The following is a 21406-nucleotide window of genomic DNA, read 5'->3' on the forward strand; positions in this document are numbered from 1 at the left end:
TTTTTTATTCGCCGAAACTTAAAATCATGCGAATATCATCTTCAGTTAACTTGCTAACTTGTTCTTCATTTCCTTGAATAACTTTTTGGAACAGCTCACGTTTTTCTTGTTGTAATTGATTCATCCGTTCCTCAATCGTCCCTTCAGCAATCATCCGCCAAACCTCGACGACTTTCTTTTGACCGATACGATGAGCTCGACCGGCAGCCTGTTCTTCCACTGCAGGATTCCACCATAAATCATATAGAATAACTGTATCAGCACCAGTAAGATTCAAACCTGTTCCACCAGCCTTTAAAGAAATCAAAAAGACATCTTTCTCACCAGCGTTAAAAGCATCCACCATATCAAGCCGATCTTTAACTTTAGTGCTGCCTCGTAAATAGAAACTACTAATCCCAATTTCAGCGAATTCCTCTTCCATTAAAGAAAGCATTCCAGTAAATTGTGAGAACAATAATACTCGCCGACCATTTTCTTTGGCTTGTTGGATTAACTCTTTGACTTGGTCAAGTTTACCAGAGCCTCCTTGGTAATCTTCCATAAATAAACGCGGGTCATCACAAATCTGGCGTAAACGAGTCAGACCAGCTAAAATGCTAATTCTTTGCTTACGGAAGGTGGCCGAATCCATCTGATCAACTTCTTGTTTCATTCTCCGTAGATAAGCTAAATACACCGTTTTTTGTTCTTCTGTTAAGACACTTAAAACATTTGATTCGATTCTTTCTGGTAAATCTTGCAGTACTGTCGCTTTATCACGGCGTAAAACAAAGGGTTGAATCATTTTGGCAATCTCACTAACTTGTAGCTGGCGGAAATGCCCAATCGTTGGGAAAAACCCTGGCATCACAATTGAAAATAATGACCACAACTCTTCCAAATTATTCTCAATCGGCGTCCCACTTAAAGCAAAACGATGAGGAATTTTTAATTGCCGTAAAGCTAATGATGTTTTTGTGCTGGCATTTTTAACCATTTGGGCTTCATCTAAAATCAAATATTGATAGTTTTGAGCCTGATGTAAATCAAGATCTTGGCGCAAGCTAGCATAAGAAGTGACAACAATATCCACCGTTTCTGCTAACTGCTGCTCTCGTTCAGTCCGATTGCCTGAAACCACTACAACACTTAAAGTTGGCGCAAACTTTTTGATTTCTGCTTGCCAGTTATAAACTAAACTTGCTGGTGCAACTATAACCGTCTTAATTGCTTCACTTTCTTTTTTTGCTAACAAGAAAGTAATAACTTGGATTGTTTTACCTAAACCCATTTCATCAGCTAAAATACCGCCTAAGCCATAATCACTCAGCATAGTCAGCCATTTAAAACCAGTTACTTGGTAAGGACGCAACGTCGCTTCAAGTTCTTGCGGTATTTCTACCGGATAATCTTCAGGATGGGTTAAATCTTGAACCATTTTTTTAAAACTCTCGCTAAATTGCGCTTGGGGATTGTTTCTTAATTTTTCCTCTAGCACAATCCCTTGGCTTTTAGGTAAGCGAATAACGCCATTTTCTGCATTGATTCTTTCCCGTAAGTCACCAATCATCGCACTTGTTTCTTGAAAAGCTTCTGAATCAAAACTGATAATTTCGCCATTTTCCAAAGTATAAAAGCGATCATTTCTCAGTAAACTGTCTAACACTTGATCAATTTCACTATTATTAATCCCACTAATATCAAAATGAATATCTAGCCATGTGCCGCCTTGATCAACCTCGATTGTTGGCTGATACTCATCGCCATCTAAAAATAATTGGCGTAATTTTTTGCCCATCTTCACTTCTGCCAAACGTCGAAATGCTTCAATCTCAATTTTAAAGAAGTAATACAAATTTTCTTTTGTTGGGATTTTTTTTTCAAAACCTGTATCAATTTTTGTATAACGGAACTGGTTAAATAAAGCCAAAATTTCGCCTTCTCTTTTACGATCTCGGAGAATTTCAACGTTATTTGGAATTTTCCCTTGATGCTCTTCATTGGTTGAAAAATAAGCATTGCCATAATGAAATTCTGCTTCTGCTTTAATCATTCCTTTAATCCGTCGAAAAATAACTACTGCCCGCAAAGGTTCTTCCTTCATTACTGCCGAAACTTCTGGTGCGATAATTACTTGACCAATTCTTCTTAGATGCGGTAAAACATCTGTGAATAAATGAGATAATTGTCTTTGTTCATAGGTAATCACAGGTTCTTTTAAACGTTTCATTAATTGCTTCAATGTTAAATACGTATCTTGTTGTGCATGACTCAATAAATAGTATTGGTCATCTTTAAAGCCTAAGAAATAATTACTATAATAATTGGTCATTCGATCTTCAATCGTCAACTCATAATGATTCTCTACTTTATCCAATTTGAATAGCAAAGGTAATTCTTGTGCTTCGGACAATTGATGATACGTTTTTTCGCCAATCTTAACTGTTAAGTTATCAGTTGCCTCCATGGCTTTTAACAAACTCTGCAAACGGTGAACAGGCAATAACAAGAAGCGCTTATCCAGTTTTCCTTTTACTTGTAAGCCACTTTTTCCTAGCAATTGATAAGTTTCACTGACACCAACTAAATCTTCAATAATATCACGGCAGCCGGGATTAAATGCCCCAGCTTCTATTTGAAAACGATATTGTTTATTTACAGTGTATGTCGTTTCCGTTTGATATGCGTGTAAAAAATCATAGATATTTTTTACAATATAACTGCGCCCATTCGGATCATTACTAATTTTTAAGGAAACAGCTAATAAGTCCAATTCGGTATGATACGGATTGGTAGGAATTGCCTCAACCACAAATTCAATCGTCAATGGTTCCACTTGCTCTTCATTTTTTTCAAGTCGAGTAAAGCCTTGATTCAATAAATCGGCAAAAGAAACAGTTTGTTGGACTGTCTGAACCTGAGGAGTTTGCGGTGTAATCACACGCGACATATTTTTTTCCCGTAGATAAAGTTCAACAGCTACCGTGTGTTTACAATAACTGTGTTCCTCCCAATAAGGACATTCACAAATATCATTTTCTTTACCACTGCCATCTAGATCTACTAAGTATAATTCGCTACCTAAAACTTCTGCATGCCAGACCCGATTGGCAGTATCCGCTACGACAGATAGCACCCGACCCTCTTTTAAATAAGTTCGTCCACGATCGATTACTTTTTCTGGTATACTCCATCTCATCTGACTTCACTTCTTTCTTCTAACTGATAAGTTATTTTGCTTTGACCAGAACCATTCGTTTTCACAATAATTTGTTGTGGGATACGCTCTTTTAATTCTTTAACATGACTGATAATACCAATCATACGACCTTTATTATCAATACTTTCTAAGGCTGTCATGGCCATCTCCAAAGCCTCTTCATCTAGTGAACCAAAACCTTCATCGATGAAGAGTGTTTCAATAACAACACCACCGGCTTGATTTTGGATTACTTCTGCCAATCCCAATGCTAACGATAAAGCAGCGATAAAGCTCTCACCACCTGATAAAGTTTGCGCGCTACGGACTTGACCGGCATGATCATCATAAACATTGATTTCTAAACCCGTACTACCCTTATAACTTCCAACAGTTTCATTTAATTCAAACTGATAACGATTGTTAGTCAACAACGTAAACTGCTGATTGGCCTTAGCTAAAACTTCATATAAATACCATTTTAACACGTATCGTTCCAATCCAATTTTTTTAGGATTGTCCCCATTCATGACATTAAAAAGTTGTGAAATTTCTTGTTGTTCACTTAATTGCTGTTGACTTTCAGCATGCAAAATTTCAATTTTATCAACTAGCTGTTGTTGTTGCCGGATGTGATTTTCTAATTGATAATATATTTTACGGGCTTCTTCTAGTCTATCTTGTATAGTTTTTAAAGCTGCCGCTAAAATTTCTAGTTCAGGTTCTCTTTGATTTTTTAAGCGATTGCTCAAAACTTTTATTCGATCTTGTAAAATCAAACGACGATTTTCGAAGTCTTGTATCCGTGCCTTCAAATCGGCAGCAACATAATTTTTTTCTATCAATGAATTAAATGCTTCTCGCGTCAGATCGGCTTGTCTTAAACCATCATTCACTATTGCTGTTTTTTCAGCAAGTTGTATTTCTTGATTAGTAATTGATTGGTCTAGTTGTTTTTTTCGTTCTGTTAATAAGGTAACCTGCGTTTTTAATTCTTGACCCATTTTCTGATGAATTTCAATCTTACTTAAATATCCTGAAACAGCTTGTTTTTCTATGGTAATTTTTTCTATGAGCTCTTCTAGTTGCCAATCATCAGTTTGTTCATTTAAAACTGCCAAGCGACCTTCTAAAAGTTGTAAAGCAGCTGTTATTTCTGCTAATTGATTAACCAAAGTTTGCTCCTGCAACTCTAAATCTTTTTCAGTAAAACTTAATTCAGCCACTTCTTCAGCTATTTTTTTCAGCTCTGCCAATTGTGTAGTGGTTTCGGTTATTTTTTTGGCAAGAAAATCTTCCATCTCAACTTGAGAAATAGAGATTTGATAAAAACCAGTTAATTCCTTCAAGAAGTCTGTCTCTTCTTCAAGTAGCTCTTCTTGAATTTGCTGACGTTCAGCTTGTAGTTTTTTAAAGCTGACCCGTTGATTCTCAAAAACAGCCTGTGTTTTTTCTTTTTCAATCTGCAAATTTTTTAAAACGGCTTCTTTTTCTTCCATTTCAATTTGCAATGCTTGTAGCTCAATTAGAGAAATTTCTGCATGTTTTGCTGGATTAGGATGTTCTGGAGAGCCACAAACAGGACAAGCTTCACCTGGAATCAGTTGCATGCTTAAACGAGCAATTTCTAAGCTCGCCCAACGATGCTGAATCTGTTGAAATTCAGCAGTTGCGCTAGTCATTTGATTACTTAAGCGAGAAGTCTTTTCGATTAGTTTTGCTAATTCGATTTGCTGATCTTCTTCTAACTCTTGTAGCTCAAATTCACGCTGTCGTTTTCTAGTTAAATCAGTACAGATTGTCTGAAATTGTACTTCTTGATAACGACGTTCTTGAAATTCTTTTTCAGAGCGTAATTTTTCTTTTAGATTAGCGATTTTTTCTTGTCGTTGCTGGCGTTCAAGCTTAAATTTTTCCAATTCATCTGCTTTTGACTGTTGTTTAGTTAGCAGCTCTGATTGCTCCGTTTGCAATGTGTGTTGCTGTTCTAATAACGGTAAGATATTTTCTAATCGTTGAAGTTGTTGTTGGCGCTCTTTCCATCCTTCAGTTTCCAACTGTAAAGTTGCTTCTGTTGTTTCCCATGTAGCTTGTTGAGTTTCTATTTTTTCAATTTCATTAGTATTATTAATAAATTCTTCTCGAAGACCTTTTAAGATACTTTGCTGCTTGATTTCTTCATCCATGAAAGGTTGGATTTTTTCAATTGTTTCAGCGATGACTAACTGTTCTTTTATTGCTGCAATTTCAGGTAATTCTTGGTCTTGTTCTGCTAAAACGACTTTCGTTTGGTGGTACTCTTTAAAATAAGCCGCCAACTGTTGAGCTTCATTAAAAATCATTTGTTTTTCAGTTACTTCTTTTTGCAATCTAGTAAAACTATTTTCTTGGTCAGACAATTTTTTCTTTTCAATAGTTAAATACAGATGAGTATTATCCAATGATTCTTGATAACTTAAGCCTTTTTCACTTTCTATTTGTTCAAATAATTGATCAATCAGTACCATTGTTTCTGCAACTTCTTGATCATAAGCCTGTCTTTTTTGTTTCAATTTTTCGGTAAAATGGCGATAAAAACCGGTTCCAAAAATATTTCTTAATAAAGACTCTTTTTCGGTACTATTGGCCATTAAAAAGTTGCGAAATTCTCCTTGGGGTAGCATCACAATTTGGCGAAATTGTTCTTTTTCCAAATGTAATAGTTGACTTAAGAACTCCCGCACACGATCAATTTTTTGATAACTCTCAATTTCTCGATTATTTTCATCAAAAATCGTTAATTGCACTTTTTGATTTTTAATCGTATTTCCCTTGCCGTTTTTTTTGGCGATCGTCTGTTTCGGCTGACGTTCAATTTGATAAGTTCTACCATGATGGACAAAAGTAAATACCACTCTTGTTAAGTCGGTACTTTTGGCAAAGATAGACCGGATTTCTTCAGCACTGCGCAAATCCCCCGACGGATCACCGAACAAAGCGAAAGTGATAGCATCAAAAATAGTAGTCTTTCCAGCACCCGTTTTCCCACTGATCAAGAAAAGTGGCGACGATTGTAGTTTTTCAAAATCAACGGTTTCATTTAAAAAGGGGCCAAAATTTTCCATCTTTAGTTCTTTAGGTACCATTATTTTTCGCCTCCTTCTTTCAAGGCTTGTGATAATTCCGCTTGAATCCATTCAATTTGTTTAGCTGAAAGATTTTCTTCTGTCACCTCAATAAAAAAGTCCATGACTAATTCTTGCGGTCCTTTGCTTTTTATGCGAGCGGCTTTTTTTTGATTTTTTACGCTATTTTCTCGTCCAGTAGCTCGTTCTATTTGTAAGATATGAGGATAAATTTCTTTTAATTGGTTCATTACATTAGGAATGATGGCACGATCTGTCAATAATATCGATAAATAATCATCCCGTTTAATTGATTGGTAAAATTTTGGATCTGTTAATTCTGAAAAGCTACCAATTATTTCAACAACTTCGTATAACGGTGCCAAAGTTTTAAACTCAAAGCTTACTTTGTCGCTAGTATCTACAATAAAAACACCTTTTGCCTGATCTTTTTCCGATAAAGAATACTTTAATGGCGAGCCACTATAACGAGCATTTGGTAATTGCAAAGCATTTTTATGATGCAAATGTCCTAATGCTACATAATCAAATGGAGCCAATAGATGACCATCGATACCGTCTAAGCCGCCCACTTCTATTTTTGTTTCCGAATCTGTCTTACTAGCACCTGTCACGAAAAAATGACTAACCAAAATATGTTTCTTTGTTGGATCAAAGCTGTCTACAATTTTTTCTATCACTTTTGGCATTGCATCATGAATCGATCGAATGGATTCATCTTCAAAATAAATTCGTGCATCTACTGGTTCAAAATATGGCAACAAATAAAAATCTGTTTGATCAATCGTAATTGGTTCAAAGCTTTCAGCTAACCTAGTTTTTAATTCATATTGAGTCTGGCTAAACCAGATAGACCCTGCACCTAAACGCGTGCCACTATCATGGTTCCCAGAAATGACTAACACCGGCAATTTTGCCTCTAAATTAATTTCAGCAATCACTTGATTATATAATGTTACACTGGTTTCTGGCGGAATCGAACGATCATAAATATCACCCGCAATCACCACAGCATCCACTTTTTCTGACAAAGCTAGGGCAACTATTTTTTGTAAAATGTCTTTTTGCTGGTCATACAAATCATAACCATGCAATTTTTTCCCTAAATGCCAATCTGCGGTATGTAAAAACTTCACGTCATCACCTTTTTCTAAAAATAGTCCTTCCCACTATTATAACAGAATTAGTGTTTATTTACCTTTTATGCTCCATCAATCCTGAAAATCATCTTTTTATTTCATGAAAAATACGTTAACATTAAGAAGTAAAGAATGGATTTGGAGGTCTTAGTTTGCCAATTGGAATTATCGTTAACTCAATCGTGATTATATTAGGTGGTATCATCGGAGGGTTACTCGGACACTTAGCTACTGAAAGAATAAAATATGAATTGAATGGTGTCTTTGGCATTTGTGCCATCGCCATGGGAATTCCCAGTATTACTCAAATGGCCAATATGCCCGCCGTCATCTTAGCAGTCGTTGTCGGTACTACTTTAGGTTTGGTTTTCCATTTTGGTCAGCAAATTGAAAAAGTGGCTGCTTTAATGCAACGACCGATTGGAAAAATATTTCCTCACGAAAACTTAGCAATTTCCCATGATGAATTTATCAATAGTTTAGTTACAGCAATTGTATTATTCTGCGCTAGTGGAACAGGTATATACGGCAGTTTGACGGCTGGCATGACTGGTGATCATACGATCTTAATCGCCAAATCTGTTTTAGATTTCTTCACAGCAGTTATTTTTGCTAGTAATTTAGGCTATGTCGTATCTGTAATTGCCTTGCCACAATTTGTTATCTTTTTTTCCTTATTTTTATTTGCCAGCATAATTTTCCCAATGACTACACCAGAAATGATTCTAGATTTTAAAGCTTGTGGTGGCTTCTTAATGTTAGCGACTGGCTTTCGTATGAGTAAAATTAGGATGTTTCCTACTGCTGATATGATACCAGCGATGATTTTAGTGATGCCCATCAGCTGGGTTTGGTTGACTTATGTCCTGCCCTTTCTGCAATAAAAAAACTGTAAACAATCTCCAAAGTTTGGATTTTGTTTACAGTTTGAGTAGTGAACTAATCTTGTTCACTACTTTTTTTATTTGGCAAATATTTATAATCTGGATTGATTTCATAATCCAGCTGATTAAAGGCAGTTTGTACTCTGCGTTCAATTTCTGCTAATCCAGCTGTATCAAGCTTTTTAATATCTGAAATATCAATCGGTGCACCATAACGAACGTAAACAGGACGACGTTTAAATAAATCAGAAAACTTTACTGGTCCTTGATAAACACTTGGTACAATCGGAACTTTTGCTAAACGAGCAATCAGGGCCATTCCACCTTTTAAATCCGACGAATGCCGCGTGCCACTAGGAAACATAATCAAGCCTTTGTCGGAGTCTTTTAACAATTTTACTGGTCGTTTAATAACACTTGGCCCGGGCTTATCACGATCCACCGGAAATGCATTCAAATGAACCAAAATATAGCGAATAACAGCATTTTTATATAATTCTTCCTTGGCTAAAAATGCAAACTGCTTCGGCGATGCTCCTAGTGCCAAGTAAAAAGGATCCCACCAAGTCCGATGGGGAGCTACTAAAATATAGTTTTTGTCTTTTGGCAAATTTTCTTGCATTTGATAATGGGCATTGCCATTAATTAAGCCTAAAAAAATTCTTACAAAGCCACGAATAAATCTAAAAAACATTCTTTTTTCTCCTCTGTTCCTAAAGCGTACTAAACGTAGTATAATACATAGGCGTGATTTTTTTAAGGGGGATTTAACAATTGTTAAAAAATGGAGAAAGAATTGATCAACTTTTTGCTGAAGGTATTCAAATTATTCAAAGCTCTGAAGTTTTTTCTTTTTCAATTGATGCGGTCTTATTAGCTAATTTTGCCCGTGTCCCGAAAAAAGGAAAAATTATGGATCTATGTGCCGGAAATGGTGCCGTTGGTCTTTTTATTAGTCAAAAAACAGCAGCTGAAATCGAACAAATCGAAATTCAACCACGTCTTGCCGAAATGGCTCAACGAAGTATTTTACTCAACCATTTAGAAAATCAAATGACTATGCATAAACTGAACTTAAAAGATACATTGAGTATCTTTAGAAAAGATGCCTTTGATTTGGTTGTTTGCAATCCACCTTATTTTAAGGAATTGCCTCTCAGTCAAAAAAACCCTAATCCTTATCTAGCAATTGCCCGACATGAAATCGAAACAAATCTAGCTGAGGTGATCAAAATGTCGGCAGATTTACTCAAAACCAATGGTCGCTTTGCAATGGTTCATCGCCCCGATCGTTTTTTAGAAATACTGGATTGCTTGCGGGCCAATCGTTTGGCCCCGAAAAGAATTCAATTTGTCTATCCTAAAGCTGATAAAGAAGCCAATATTTTATTAATAGAAGCCATTAAAGATGGAAAAAATGATGGTCTACGTTTCTTACCACCATTAATTACCTATGATGATCAGGGAAACTATTCTCCACTGTTAAAGGATATGCTTTATGGCAACTAATGCTTATTTTTATGTTCTGTTGTGTCGTGATCAAACTTATTATGGTGGCTATACTACTGATTTGTCTCGTCGTCTAAAAGAGCATAATAGTGGAAAAGGTGCTAAGTATACTCATCCACTTAGTCGTCGGCCCGTTCAGATGGTTCATGCTGAAGTTTTTGACAGTAAAAGTGCCGCTATGAAAGCTGAATTTGCCTTTAAAAAATTAAATCGGCAAAAAAAGGATATCTATTTACAATCTAATCAACAAAAAAACGTTTTGTGAAAAATTTATCTCACAAAACGTTTTTATTTTATTGTCCTTTTACTAGGGCTTTCGTGATAAGACTAGTGTAATAGATATCGCCCTCTTCATTTGGATGGACTTGATCTTCATAAAACCATTCAGGATGATCTTTACTATAATCATACCAGTCAATGACAGTCAGATTCTTATATTTCTGGGCTGAAACATCCCATAATTGATTAACTTCATTTTGCCAACGCCGAGTTGGAACATAGACATTGATTGCTACAACTCTTCGTTTTTTCCCGATAATCGACATAATTTGTGCAATGTCATCCTCAGTGAAAGCACCATTGGTTCCTAAACTTAATAATACCGTATCTTCCAGTTTGCCATCGTCTTTAATCGTCTGTAATTGTTCAATACCATCTGCCAATTGACGACCAACTTCACCATCCACAGTCATTTTAGGAAATAATGAAGTTAAACCGTTAGAACCAGCCAATAAAACAGAATCCCCGTATGCCGTAACGTTCATTCGTTTAGCAATATTTACTTCTGCATTGGTCAAGTTATATTTTTCAGCCAAACTGATTTCGCCTGAAGCTTCGGTGCTGTCTTTAGTTTCTGATTCCGAACTGTCACTAGTTTTTGTCTCCGCAGTTTGTTTTTCTTCCGCTGCTTTTTGATTATTTTTAATTTGTTCTTGCAATTTTTGTTGATTGGCATCGACTTGATTCGTTGGAGCAATAATTAATCCCACTAATGAAATAATAAACACTAGACTTCCGGCAATCAAGCCAATTTTTTGTTTACTTTTGATCGGAGCCATCACCCAATTTTTTACAACTGAAAAAGTTCTTGCATACTGGAATTTTCGTAAAGGATTTTCTACCAAACGATAAGAAAGTTCCGTAGCAATTAAAATCAAAATGATTTCAATTAAAGCGTGTAAATATACATGGTTGGCAATATTTATCTTGGCCTCATAAAAAATCATAATTGGAAATTGATACAAATAAATACCATAGCTTCTTTTTCCTAACCAAGCAAAAACTGGATTGGTTAAGAACCGATTCAAACTAGCACCTGGATGAGCTGTAATCGCCACTAAAATGACTACTAACAAACTAATTAAGAACATCCCTCCATAATACAAAAAGGTGGTCCCATCTGAAATGGTGAAGAAACTAAGAATTAGCAAAGCCAATGAAACAAAACCAATAATATTTAGGGTTCGTTTAGCTTTGGGAGGAATTGTCATTTTTAAACGAGAACTGGGCCAAATATATGCGAGTGCTGTTCCTAAAAGAATTGAAAAAATCCGTGTATCAGTTCCATAATATACTCTTGTTGGATCTTGTCCAGGAACATATAAAATCGCCATCCATATGGCTGATAAAATCGCCAATGCTGTAACCGTTAAAAACATTTTTCCTCGATTTTTAACAAACTTCATCAATAAGATAAAAACGATTGGCCAAATTAAATAATTTTGTGTTTCAACTGCCAATGACCAAATGTGCGTAAAAGGAGATTCCGCAGCAAAGCGGTCAAAATAAGACATGCCATGATTAATCTGCCACCAGTTATTAACATAAGCCAAACTGCTCAAGACATTTCCCCGCAAATTATTCAATAAATTACGCTGAAATAAAGTAATATAAGCCGAAGCGAAAATCAACATCGTGACTAGAGCCGGATATAAACGACGCATGCGCCGATAATAAAATTGCTTAACCGCAATCCGACCATTTTGACGATATTCTTGTAGTAATAAATCCGTAATCAAATAACCGGAGACAACAAAAAATACCGGTACCCCTAAGAATCCACCTTGCATTGTATTAGGTAATAAATGATATAAAATGACACCAACTACCGCAAGCGATCGTAATCCATCAAATCCAGTAATATAGCGACTTGTTTTAAGTCTCTTCTCCATTTTTTTCTTCCATCTTTTCTTTCTATAATCAAAGCTACTTATACAGCTTAAAAGTTATTGCTTAAAAGTGCAACATTTACTAACAAATAATTTTTTTTCCTCATTTAAAATTAAAAAACTGCAAAGCAAGTGACACTCACTTACTCTGCAGTGATTAAATTTAGTCCATCGATTCTTCGTAAAAACGACCCAAAATTCGAACATTTTCTGAAATACTAACAAATGCCAACGGATCAGTTTCTCGCATAATGGCTTCTAATGCCGGTAATTCAAAACGAGTGACAACAGTAAACAAAATCGTCTGTTTGTCATGTTTATAAGCACCTTCTGCTTCATTAATTATTGTTATCCCCCGTCGCATACTATCTTGAATCGCTTCAATAACTTTATCGGGTTGCTTTGTAACAATCATGACTTGCATCTTTCGTTGTTTCGTATACAATGCATCAGTCAATTTCCCACTCATAAAGATAGCAAAGGCCGAATAAAACATGTAAGGCCAACCAAATAAAAGTCCCGCCACAAACATAATCATTACATTAAAAATCATCGAAATCGACCCAACTGAGCGACCAGTTTGTTTACGAATGGTGATACTTAAAATATCTAATCCACCAGATGACAAGCCATTTTTCAAGGCAAAGCCAATTCCTACACCTGAAATTGCGCCCCCGAATATCGCACAAATAATCGGGTCTGTTGATAAAGTCGTTTCGGGAATAATATGAATGAAAAAGGATGTTAAGAATACGGTAATAAAAGTAAAGAAAGTAAATTTATGACCAATTTTAAACCAAGCTAAAACAAATAACGGAATATTTAAAGCAAATAAAGTAATTGAAACTGGGACTGTGTGTCCGACAAATTGTTTAGACAAAGTAGTCAAAATTTGTGCGAAACCAGTAATCCCACTGGAATAAATATTTCCAGGTTGGTAGAAAAAATTCACCGCAATGGCAGCTATAAAAGCATAAACAACTGCCACCGATAATCTTGTTGCATAATCATGATAGGGCCAATCCGCTATCTTTTTTAACATGTAATTAAACGCCTCTTTCATCAAAAGTCACTCACATTATACGGAGTTTATTTGAAAAAAGAAAGCACCAACTGGATAAGTCTGTGCTTTCTTTAGGAATTTCTTATTCTTCGATGTTTGTTGTGTTAATGCTTAATTCATAAAGTTGTAATGGAGACACTGTGCTTGGCGCATCAGACATTGGATCAGCGGCTTTCCCATTTTTTGGAAAGGCAATTACTTCACGAATATTGTCTTCGCCCGCTAGTAACATCGCGAAACGATCTAACCCTAAAGCTAAACCACCAATTGGCGGAAAACCATAATCTAATGATTCCAACAAGAATCCGAATTGGTCATTGGCTTCTTCTCTTGAAAAACCTAATGTTTCAAAAACTTGTTCTTGTAATTCTCGTGTGTGAATCCGTAGTGATCCGCCACCTAATTCATAACCATTTAAAACAATGTCATAAGCTTGCGCATACACTTTTTCCGGATGGTCTTTTAAATCTGGAATAGACGATTCATTTGGCATCGTAAATGGATGGTGGGCAGACACATAACGTCCTGCTTCTTGATCAAATTCAAATTGTGGCCAATCCACGACCCAAAGATAATTAAATTTATCTTCATCGATTAAACCTAATTCTTTACCAACTTTTGAACGTACAGCACCTAGAGCAGTTACTGCAGTTAAAAATTGATCTGCTGCAAACATTAAGACATCACCAGGTTCTGCGTTGGTTACTTCTTTCAAATCAGTTGCGATATTACCAACAAACTTAGCGATTGGTCCAGTTAATTCGCCTGCTTCGTCAACTTTCATCCAAGCTAAACCTTTCGCACCAAATTGACTGACAAATTGACTTAAACGATCTAATTCTTTACGAGAATATTTGTCAGCGGCTCCTTTAGCATTTAACACTTTTACCACGCCACCATTATCAGTTGCCATACGGAATACTTTAAAATCTGTTGCTGAAGCTAATTCAGTCACGTCGATTAATTCCATTTCAAAACGAGTATCAGGTTTATCTGAACCGTAACGAGTCATCGCTTCATCCCAAGTAATCCGTGGGAAAGGTAACGTCACTTCGATTCCTTTAATATCTTTCATCACTTGAGCAATTAATTGTTCCGTGTATTCTTGAATTTCTTCTGCCGTTAAAAAACTAGTTTCAATATCGACTTGGGTAAATTCTGGTTGACGATCGCCCCGTAAATCTTCATCACGGAAACAACGAACGATTTGATAATAACGATCAAAGCCAGCAGTCATCAATAATTGTTTTAAAATTTGTGGTGATTGAGGTAAGGCATAAAAATGTCCTGGATGAACCCGTGAAGGCACTAAATAATCACGGGCACCTTCTGGCGTTGATTTTGCCAAAATTGGTGTTTCAATATCTAAGAAGTCATTATTGTCTAGAAAATGACGAATTGATTTAGTCAAATTATGACGTAATTTAATATTACTAGTCATTTTCGGACGACGTAAATCCATATAACGATATTTCAAACGGACTTCATCACTAATATTTTGGTCATCTTCAATTGAAAATGGAGGAGTTTTCGCACTATTTAAAATAGTGATGTCTTCACCTTTCACTTCGAATAATCCTGTTGCCATTTTTAAATTAACAGAATTTTCATCCCGCTTAATTACTCTACCAGTAATTTCAACGACAAATTCACTGCGGCATTGATCTGCAACTTCCCAAGCTTCTTTTGATTCTTCTGGATTGAAGACTACTTGGACAATTCCTTCACGGTCACGTAAATCAATAAAAATTAAGCCACCTAAGTCACGTCGCTTTTGGACCCAACCTTTTAAAGTAACTTGTTGATCCAAATATTTTTCGGAAACTAGTCCCGCATAAACTGTTCTTTTTGCCATCTTTGTTTTTCTCCTTTAACCAATTGTTTAATATTCATTTTTTTAAGTAAGTTTTGACAATGTCTCGTTACATCAGTTAAGGAACCTCTGAACGAAGATATTAATCAAAAACTGGTGTCATCATTTCATCGTAAATTTCATCAAAGTGATGATATATTTCAGTCAATGGGAAAGTTTTTTCAGCTCGTGTCGCTGAAGATTTCACATTGATTGTGCCATTTTCTAATTCCGCTTCTCCTAGCGTTAAAATTAACTTAGCTCCAGCTTTATCAGCTGATTTAAATTGCGCTTTTGCCTTGCGATCCATGAAATCACGATCTGCAGAGAAACCAAAATTACGAATGGACTGTACAATTTTTAAGCTTTCTATGTTCGTTAAAGCACCTATACCAACAACGTAAGCATCTAATTGTTTCGCTACTGGAATCAAAACATCTTCTTGTGCTAATGTCATTAAGATTCTTTCTTCACCCATCGCAAAACCAATTCCTGGTGTTTGTGGTCCACCTAGCTCTTCTACTAAACCATCGTAACGGCCACCAGCACAGATAGTCGATTGACTCCCCATTCCCGGTGCATCACTCATAATTTCAAAGATAGTATGCATATAATAATCTAAGCCACGTACCATGCGATGATCAATCTCATATGGTGTGCCTAAATGATCCAGTGTTTTCGTAACTTGTTCAAAATATTCTTTTGCATAAGGACTCAAGTAATCCAAAATACTTGGCGCATCCGTTACAAACTTTTGGTCTTTTTTATCTTTGCTGTCTAATACTCGTAAAGGATTTTCATGTAGTCGACGTTTTGAATCTTCACTCAGTTCATTTTCGTGTGGCAAAAGATAATCAATCAATGCTTGACGGTAATTTTGACGCGTTTCTTTATCACCTAAAGAATTAATCACCAGTCGAATATTTTTTAAACCTAACTGTTTAAAATAATCCATCGCCATTGACATTGTTTCAACATCTAAAGTTGGATTTTCACTTCCCAGCGCTTCAACCCCAATTTGATGAAATTGACGCAGGCGACCTTTTTGGGGACGTTCATAACGAAACATTGGTCCCATATAAAATGCTTTGTAGGGTTTTTGATATTCTGGTCCAAATAATTTATTTTCTACGAATGCACGGACAACGGGTGCCGTTCCTTCAGGTCGTAATGTGACATGCCGATCCCCTTTATCATAAAAATCGTACATTTCTTTTGAAACAATGTCCGTAGTATCCCCGACACTTCTAGCAATAACTTCATAATGTTCAAATATGGGTGTCCGAATCTCTTGGTATTGGTAATCGTTAAATAATAATCGGGCCGTTTCCTCAATAAACAGCCAGTTGTCACTTTCACCCGGTAAAATGTCATTGGTGCCTTTTGGTCTTTGATAACTCATCTTTTATTTGCTCCCTTCTTTACATATGCAGTCAAAAAAAGCCCTCGTTCAAATGAACAAGGGCGAAATATCGCGGTACCACCTATTTTTTAGAGTTTCCTCTTCTCAAACAATTAACGCTTGCTAAACGGAATAGCTTTTCACTACTCATCTCCAGAATGTCTTTCAGCAGCCAGATGTGTGATTGCTTTCAGCCAAGGCAATCATTTCTTTACAACACCACGTCACTTACTTTTTCCTTCATCGAAATTGAACTGTCAAAGTTTAAATTACTAAAAAAAAATGAGAAAGTCAAGGTTTCTCATTAATAAAAAGCAAGATAGTTTCTTTTTTTTCAACTTCATTTTAAACTGACCAACATAGAATTAATTTAACAACTAAATTTATATTTTAAAATAAAGAGGAGCGTTTTAAAAATGACAGATGTTAGAATTGGAAAATCTCGTGTTTATGCAACGGATTTAGGCTTAGGAACCAATGCAGTCGGTGGTCATAATTTATTTAAGGGTTTAGCTGATGAAACTGGTAAAGAAGTGGTCCGAACTGCGCTACGAAATGGTTTGACGTTACTGGACACAGCTTTTATCTATGGTCTTGGTAGATCAGAAGAATTAATTGGTGAGGTTTTACAAGAAGCTGAATTCGACCGAGCAAAAGTAATCATTGCTACCAAAGCTGCACAAGATTTATCACAAGACGGTGCGCCAAATAACTCACCAGAATTTTTAACAAACGCTGTTGAATCAGCTTTAGAAAGATTACAAACCAATTATATCGATATTTTTTACATCCACTTCCCTGATGAAGCAACCAATAAGCGTGAAGCAGTTGCAGCTTTACATGAATTAAAAGAGGCCGGTAAGATTCGAGCCATCGGTGTCTCTAACTTTTCTTTGGAACAAATTAAAGAAGCTAACTTAGATGGTCATGTAAATGTCGTCGAAGATCATTATAATTTGGTTCATCGAGAACTTGAAAATGAAGTTCTTCCTTATTTACAAGAAAAAAACATCGCTTTTATTCCTTACTTTCCATTGGCCTCAGGATTGTTAACGGGAAAATATAGTCAAACAGATACTTTTGCTAAAAATGGTAAGAACGGTAATCCTGACTTTCAAGATGAAAGATTCCAACAGATTGTTTCCAAAGTTGATCAACTAAAACCGATTGCCAAAAATTATGATGCAACTGTTGCACAATTGGTTTTGGCTTGGTATTTAAAAAATCCAGCGATTGCTGCTGTTATTCCAGGTGCTAAAAAACCGGAACAAGTTTCAGCCAATGCCCAAGCCGTGGATATTCGTTTATCAAATATCGACTACGATTTAATCAATCAATTGTTCCAATAATCCAAGTAAAAGTGATTCGAAATGATTTTGAATCGCTTTTTTTTTGACTTTCGATTAAACTATTATAAAAAGGAGCTGATAATTTTGGCAGATATTCAAATTGGTAAATCTCAGGTTTATGCTTCAGATTTAGGTTTAGGTACAAATGCGGTTGGGGGACACAACCTGTATCCTAACTTGAGTGACGAAACAGGAAAAGAAGTGGTTCGAGTAGCTTTACGTAATGGAATTACTTTATTAGATACTGCTTTTTCTTATGGTCACGGACACTCTGAAGAATTAATTGGAGAAGTCCTACAAGAAGAAGAATTTGATCGTGCCCGGGCGATCGTTGCAACCAAAGCAGCCCACGATCCCAAACAAGATTTCAAATTTAACAATAGTCCAGAATTTTTAAGAAATGCTGTAGAAGAAGCTTTACAAAGATTGCAAACAAACTATTTAGACATCTTTTATATTCATTTTCCAGATGAAAACACCGATAAACGTGAAGCAGTTAAAACCTTGCATGAATTAAAAGAAGCCGGAAAAATCCGCGCCATTGGTGTCTCGAACTTTTCTCTAGAACAATTAAAAGAAGCCAATACTGATGGCTATGTAGATATTGTTGAAGACCGTTACAGTTTAATACATCGAGAACATGAGAAAGATTTATTCCCCTATTTAGAAAAACACCATATTAGTTTTGTCCCTTACTATCCGTTAGATTCTGGTTTGCTTACTGGAAAATATGATCAAGAAGCAACTTTTCCTGCGAGTGATTTACGTAGTAAAAATCCCGACTTCAAAGGAGAACGCTTTAAAGAAATTATTACTAAAGTAGATCAATTAAAACCAATCGCAAAAAACTACGATGCCACAGTTACACAACTTGTTTTAGCTTGGTATATGAAACATCCACAAATTGGTATCGTGATTCCTGGTGCTAAGACACCTGATCAAGTTGAAGCCAATGCAAAAGCTGTTGACTTGCATTTATCACAGGCTGATTTTGATAAAATCAACCAAATATTTAAATAAGCAAATAGCGATGACGAAAAGTTGAACGTCATCGCTATTTTTTAATTGACTACATTTTTTGGCGTATCTTTTAAAAAGTTATCTAGATTGTCGACAGCTATATCCATCAAACGTTTGCGAGCTTCAGTTGGTGACCAAGCAATGTGCGGCGTAATTACCGCATTTTTGGCTTTTAATAATGGATTATCTGCTTGGATTGGTTCACTAGAAACAACATCCACACCGAGCGCAGAGATTTTCCCAGTATTTAAAGCTTCAGTTACCGCTTGTTCATCCAACAAACCACCCCGAGCAGTATTAATCACAATAACATCATTTTTCATTTGGTCAATCGCTGCAGTATTAATCATCTGAGTGGTTTCAGGAGTCTGAGGAACATGCAAACTAACAATATCTGCTTTACTATATAATTCGGCTAAAGACACTTGTCGATCACCAATATTTTTAGGTGTCTTCTCACGATGATTATAATAAATCACTTCCATTGAAAAACCATGAGCAATTTTCGCCACGGCTTGACCAATTGCCCCATAACCGATAATTCCAATAGTTTTCCCACTTAACTCTAAAGTAGGCGCTAAAAAATAAGTGAAATCTAAACTTTTTTGCCAATCTCCTTGATGAACGGAATGATCATGTAAACCTACACGACTTGCAATCTCCAATAATAAAGCAAAAGTAAATTGTGCGACAGCATCTGTTCCGTAAGTCGGAATATTGGTCACTGGAATATTTCTCTTGCGTGCGGCCTCAATGTCTACCACATTAAATCCTGTGGCGTTGACGCCAATGTACTTTAAATGAGAGGCTTTTTCAATCACTTCTGCAGATAAAATCACTTTATTTACTAGGACTATTTCTGCATCCCCGATTCGCTCTAAAATAGTTTGCTCATTTTGTGGTGTGCGATCATAAATCGTCACCTCACCTAATTTTTCAAAGCCGGCCCAACTTAAGTCGCCTGGATTTAGTCCATGGCCATCTAATACAATAATTTTCATACTCAAACCTCTTTTTTGGTTTATTATAACAAAAAAAGAGTTTAAAGCACTCGGCTCAAACTCTTTTTCCTAGCTTAAAATTACCTTTCCTGTTAAAAACTCTTCACATCTGCTAACTGGTGGCTGATTTCCGTATTCTAGCGATGTTCATCATTTAGTATTTTTAAGCGACAGATTTATTAATACGCCCGAGCAATCCAAACCGTATGTTTCGCTGGTTTGCCAGAAACGATATCAACCGTTTTTTCAACTGGTGGATTGAATGGAATATTTCGTGTTGTAAAGCCAGTTTCTTCTTTAATTTTGGCTTCGGTTTCTTCTGTCCCATCCCAACCAATTAACACAAATCCTGGTGTTTCACCAGCTGTCTTAGATTTTTCAATGTGGGCTTTTAATTCATCTAAAGTATCTACATCAGTATGCTCATTTTCAGCATAACGAACATTAGCACTTTCAAATAACCGTTTTTGCATAATATCTAATTGTTCTGTTACGTAATTTGTTAACTCATTTAGAGAAACTGACTCTTTGTCGGCCAAATCACGCATTTTCACGACAACTTGATTATTTTCTAAATCTCTAGGACCAAATTCTACTCGTAATGGTGCACCTTTTAATTCCCACTCATTAAATTTATAACCTGGTGTATTATCAGTTTCATCAATTCTCACACGTAATCCTGTATCTTGTAATTGTGCTTTGATTTCTTTTAATTTATCTAAGATTGCTGGATTTTTTTGCCAAGGACCAACTGGAACTAAAATAACTTGAGTTGGTGCCACTTTTGGTGGTAATACCAAGCCTTGCTCATCTCCATGAACCATGATTAATGCGCCAATTAAACGAGTAGAAATACCCCATGATGTTGTATAAACAAAATCATGTTCGTTATTACGATTTAAGAATTTAATATCAAAAGCTTCCGCAAAATTTTGACCTAAATAGTGTGACGTTCCTGCTTGAACTGCTTTACCATCTCGCATCATTGCTTCAACAGAATAAGTATCCACCGCACCAGCAAATCGTTCAGCTGGTGTTTTTTGACCACGATAAACTGGAATAGCCAACGTGTCTTCAATCAAAGTTGCATAAGCTTCTAAAATTGACATTGTCCGACGACGCGCATCTTCTTCAGTTTCGTGAGCTGTATGACCTTCTTGCCATAAAAATTCAGAGGTCCGTAAAAATGGCATAGTTTTCTTTTCCCAACGGAAAACATTGGCCCATTGATTAATTTCTAATGGTAAATCACGATAAGAATTCACCCAATTAGAAAAAGCATCACCAATTAACGTTTCAGAAGTTGGACGTAACGCATAATGTTCTTCTAATTCTTCATCACCAACACGAGTTAACCATGGTAGTTCTGGTGCAAAACCTTCCACGTGTTCTTCTTCTTTTTCTAAGAAATGTTTAGGAATCAACATTGGAAAATAAACATTGCGGATATCTTGCGTCCGTAAATATTTGTTGAAATCATCTTGGATATGCTGCCACAATTCAAAACCATCTGGTTTAAAAATGATACATCCTCGAACAGGTGAATAATCCATCAAATCAGCTTTTTGGATAGTTTGCAAATACCATTTTGAAAAATCTTCTCTTTGTAAATCTGACATATTGTCTCCTCCTAAAATAAAATTGCCAATAAAAAAACCGCTCCGTCCTCACGTAAATGTAAGGACGAAACGGATAATTTCGCGGTACCACCTT

15 protein-coding genes and 1 other annotated feature (1 of these 16 running past the window's edge) are annotated in these 21406 nt (G+C 36.0%); of the genes, 5 read left to right on the forward strand and 10 right to left on the reverse strand.

Features of this window, described 5'->3' with window-relative positions; genetic code table 11:
- Positions 1-4: 4 nt before the first annotated feature.
- The 3 genes from KUA55_RS12775 to KUA55_RS12785 are packed head-to-tail and all read right to left on the reverse strand — an operon-like array spanning position 5 to position 7442.
- Positions 5-3181, reverse strand: coding sequence for a DEAD/DEAH box helicase (locus KUA55_RS12775; RefSeq protein WP_218326769.1), 3177 nt, complete (start codon positions 3179-3181; stop codon positions 5-7).
- Positions 3178-6306: an AAA family ATPase gene (locus KUA55_RS12780; protein ID WP_218326770.1), complete on the reverse strand. Its 3129-nt coding sequence runs from the start codon at positions 6304-6306 to the stop codon at positions 3178-3180. Before KUA55_RS12780 ends, KUA55_RS12775 begins: the two co-directional genes overlap by 4 nt.
- Positions 6306-7442 carry an exonuclease SbcCD subunit D gene (locus KUA55_RS12785; protein WP_218326771.1) on the reverse strand — a complete coding sequence of 379 codons (1137 nt, stop codon included), beginning with the start codon at positions 7440-7442 and terminating at the stop codon, positions 6306-6308. The genes KUA55_RS12780 and KUA55_RS12785 overlap by 1 nt, the downstream gene beginning before the upstream one ends.
- Positions 7443-7597: 155 nt before the next feature.
- Between KUA55_RS12785 and KUA55_RS12790 the strand changes: the two genes are divergently transcribed.
- Positions 7598-8329 (forward strand): DUF554 domain-containing protein, encoded by a 732-nt coding sequence (locus tag KUA55_RS12790; protein ID WP_218326772.1) that lies wholly within the window; start codon positions 7598-7600, stop codon positions 8327-8329.
- Between the two features lie 55 nt (positions 8330-8384).
- Here the strand turns inward: KUA55_RS12790 and KUA55_RS12795 are convergent, their stop codons facing one another.
- The gene (locus KUA55_RS12795) at positions 8385-9023 is read right to left on the reverse strand and encodes a lysophospholipid acyltransferase family protein (RefSeq protein WP_218326773.1); all 639 of its coding nucleotides are present in this window, start codon (positions 9021-9023) and stop codon (positions 8385-8387) included.
- A gap of 80 nt (positions 9024-9103) precedes the next feature.
- Between KUA55_RS12795 and KUA55_RS12800 the strand changes: the two genes are divergently transcribed.
- Both KUA55_RS12800 and KUA55_RS12805 read left to right on the forward strand, forming a co-directional pair.
- On the forward strand, positions 9104-9838 hold the full coding sequence (locus tag KUA55_RS12800; RefSeq protein ID WP_218326774.1) for a tRNA1(Val) (adenine(37)-N6)-methyltransferase: 735 nt from the start codon (positions 9104-9106) through the stop codon (positions 9836-9838).
- Positions 9828-10103 (forward strand): GIY-YIG nuclease family protein, encoded by a 276-nt coding sequence (locus KUA55_RS12805; protein ID WP_218326775.1) that lies wholly within the window; start codon positions 9828-9830, stop codon positions 10101-10103. Before KUA55_RS12800 ends, KUA55_RS12805 begins: the two co-directional genes overlap by 11 nt.
- 28 nt (positions 10104-10131) lie before the next feature.
- Here KUA55_RS12805 and KUA55_RS12810 read toward each other — a convergent pair whose 3' ends face one another.
- The 4 genes from KUA55_RS12810 to hisS all read right to left on the reverse strand — a co-directional run bounded on the left by KUA55_RS12810 (position 10132) and on the right by hisS (position 16323).
- Entirely contained in the window at positions 10132-12009 is a 1878-nt protein-coding gene (locus KUA55_RS12810) for an acyltransferase family protein (RefSeq protein WP_218326776.1), read from the reverse strand.
- Between the two features lie 160 nt (positions 12010-12169).
- Entirely contained in the window at positions 12170-13048 is an 879-nt protein-coding gene (locus KUA55_RS12815; RefSeq protein WP_218326777.1) for a YitT family protein, read from the reverse strand.
- 103 nt (positions 13049-13151) lie between these two features.
- Complete coding sequence (aspS, locus tag KUA55_RS12820) at positions 13152-14924, reverse strand: aspartate--tRNA ligase (RefSeq protein ID WP_218326778.1); 1773 nt, start codon at positions 14922-14924, stop codon at positions 13152-13154.
- Positions 14925-15024: 100 nt separating this feature from the next.
- Entirely contained in the window at positions 15025-16323 is a 1299-nt protein-coding gene (gene hisS / locus KUA55_RS12825) for a histidine--tRNA ligase (protein WP_218326779.1), read from the reverse strand.
- 416 nt (positions 16324-16739) lie between these two features.
- On the opposite strand from hisS, the gene KUA55_RS12830 reads away from it, so the two are divergent.
- Positions 16740-17672: an aldo/keto reductase gene (locus KUA55_RS12830; protein WP_218326780.1), complete on the forward strand. Its 933-nt coding sequence runs from the start codon at positions 16740-16742 to the stop codon at positions 17670-17672.
- Between the two features lie 84 nt (positions 17673-17756).
- On the forward strand, positions 17757-18692 hold the full coding sequence (locus KUA55_RS12835) for an aldo/keto reductase (protein ID WP_218326781.1): 936 nt from the start codon (positions 17757-17759) through the stop codon (positions 18690-18692).
- A gap of 41 nt (positions 18693-18733) precedes the next feature.
- Here KUA55_RS12835 and KUA55_RS12840 read toward each other — a convergent pair whose 3' ends face one another.
- Positions 18734-19693, reverse strand: a complete 960-nt coding sequence (locus tag KUA55_RS12840) for a D-2-hydroxyacid dehydrogenase (RefSeq protein ID WP_218326782.1) — start codon at positions 19691-19693, stop codon at positions 18734-18736.
- Between the two features lie 179 nt (positions 19694-19872).
- The gene (gene proS / locus KUA55_RS12845) at positions 19873-21312 is read right to left on the reverse strand and encodes a proline--tRNA ligase (RefSeq protein WP_218326783.1); all 1440 of its coding nucleotides are present in this window, start codon (positions 21310-21312) and stop codon (positions 19873-19875) included.
- 57 nt (positions 21313-21369) lie between these two features.
- Positions 21370-21406 (reverse strand) — a binding site (T-box leader); it runs 181 nt beyond the window's last position.

Origin of the sequence: Enterococcus alishanensis (genome assembly GCF_019218635.1) — a bacterium.
Classification (GTDB): Bacteria; Bacillota; Bacilli; order Lactobacillales; family Enterococcaceae; genus Enterococcus_A; species Enterococcus_A alishanensis.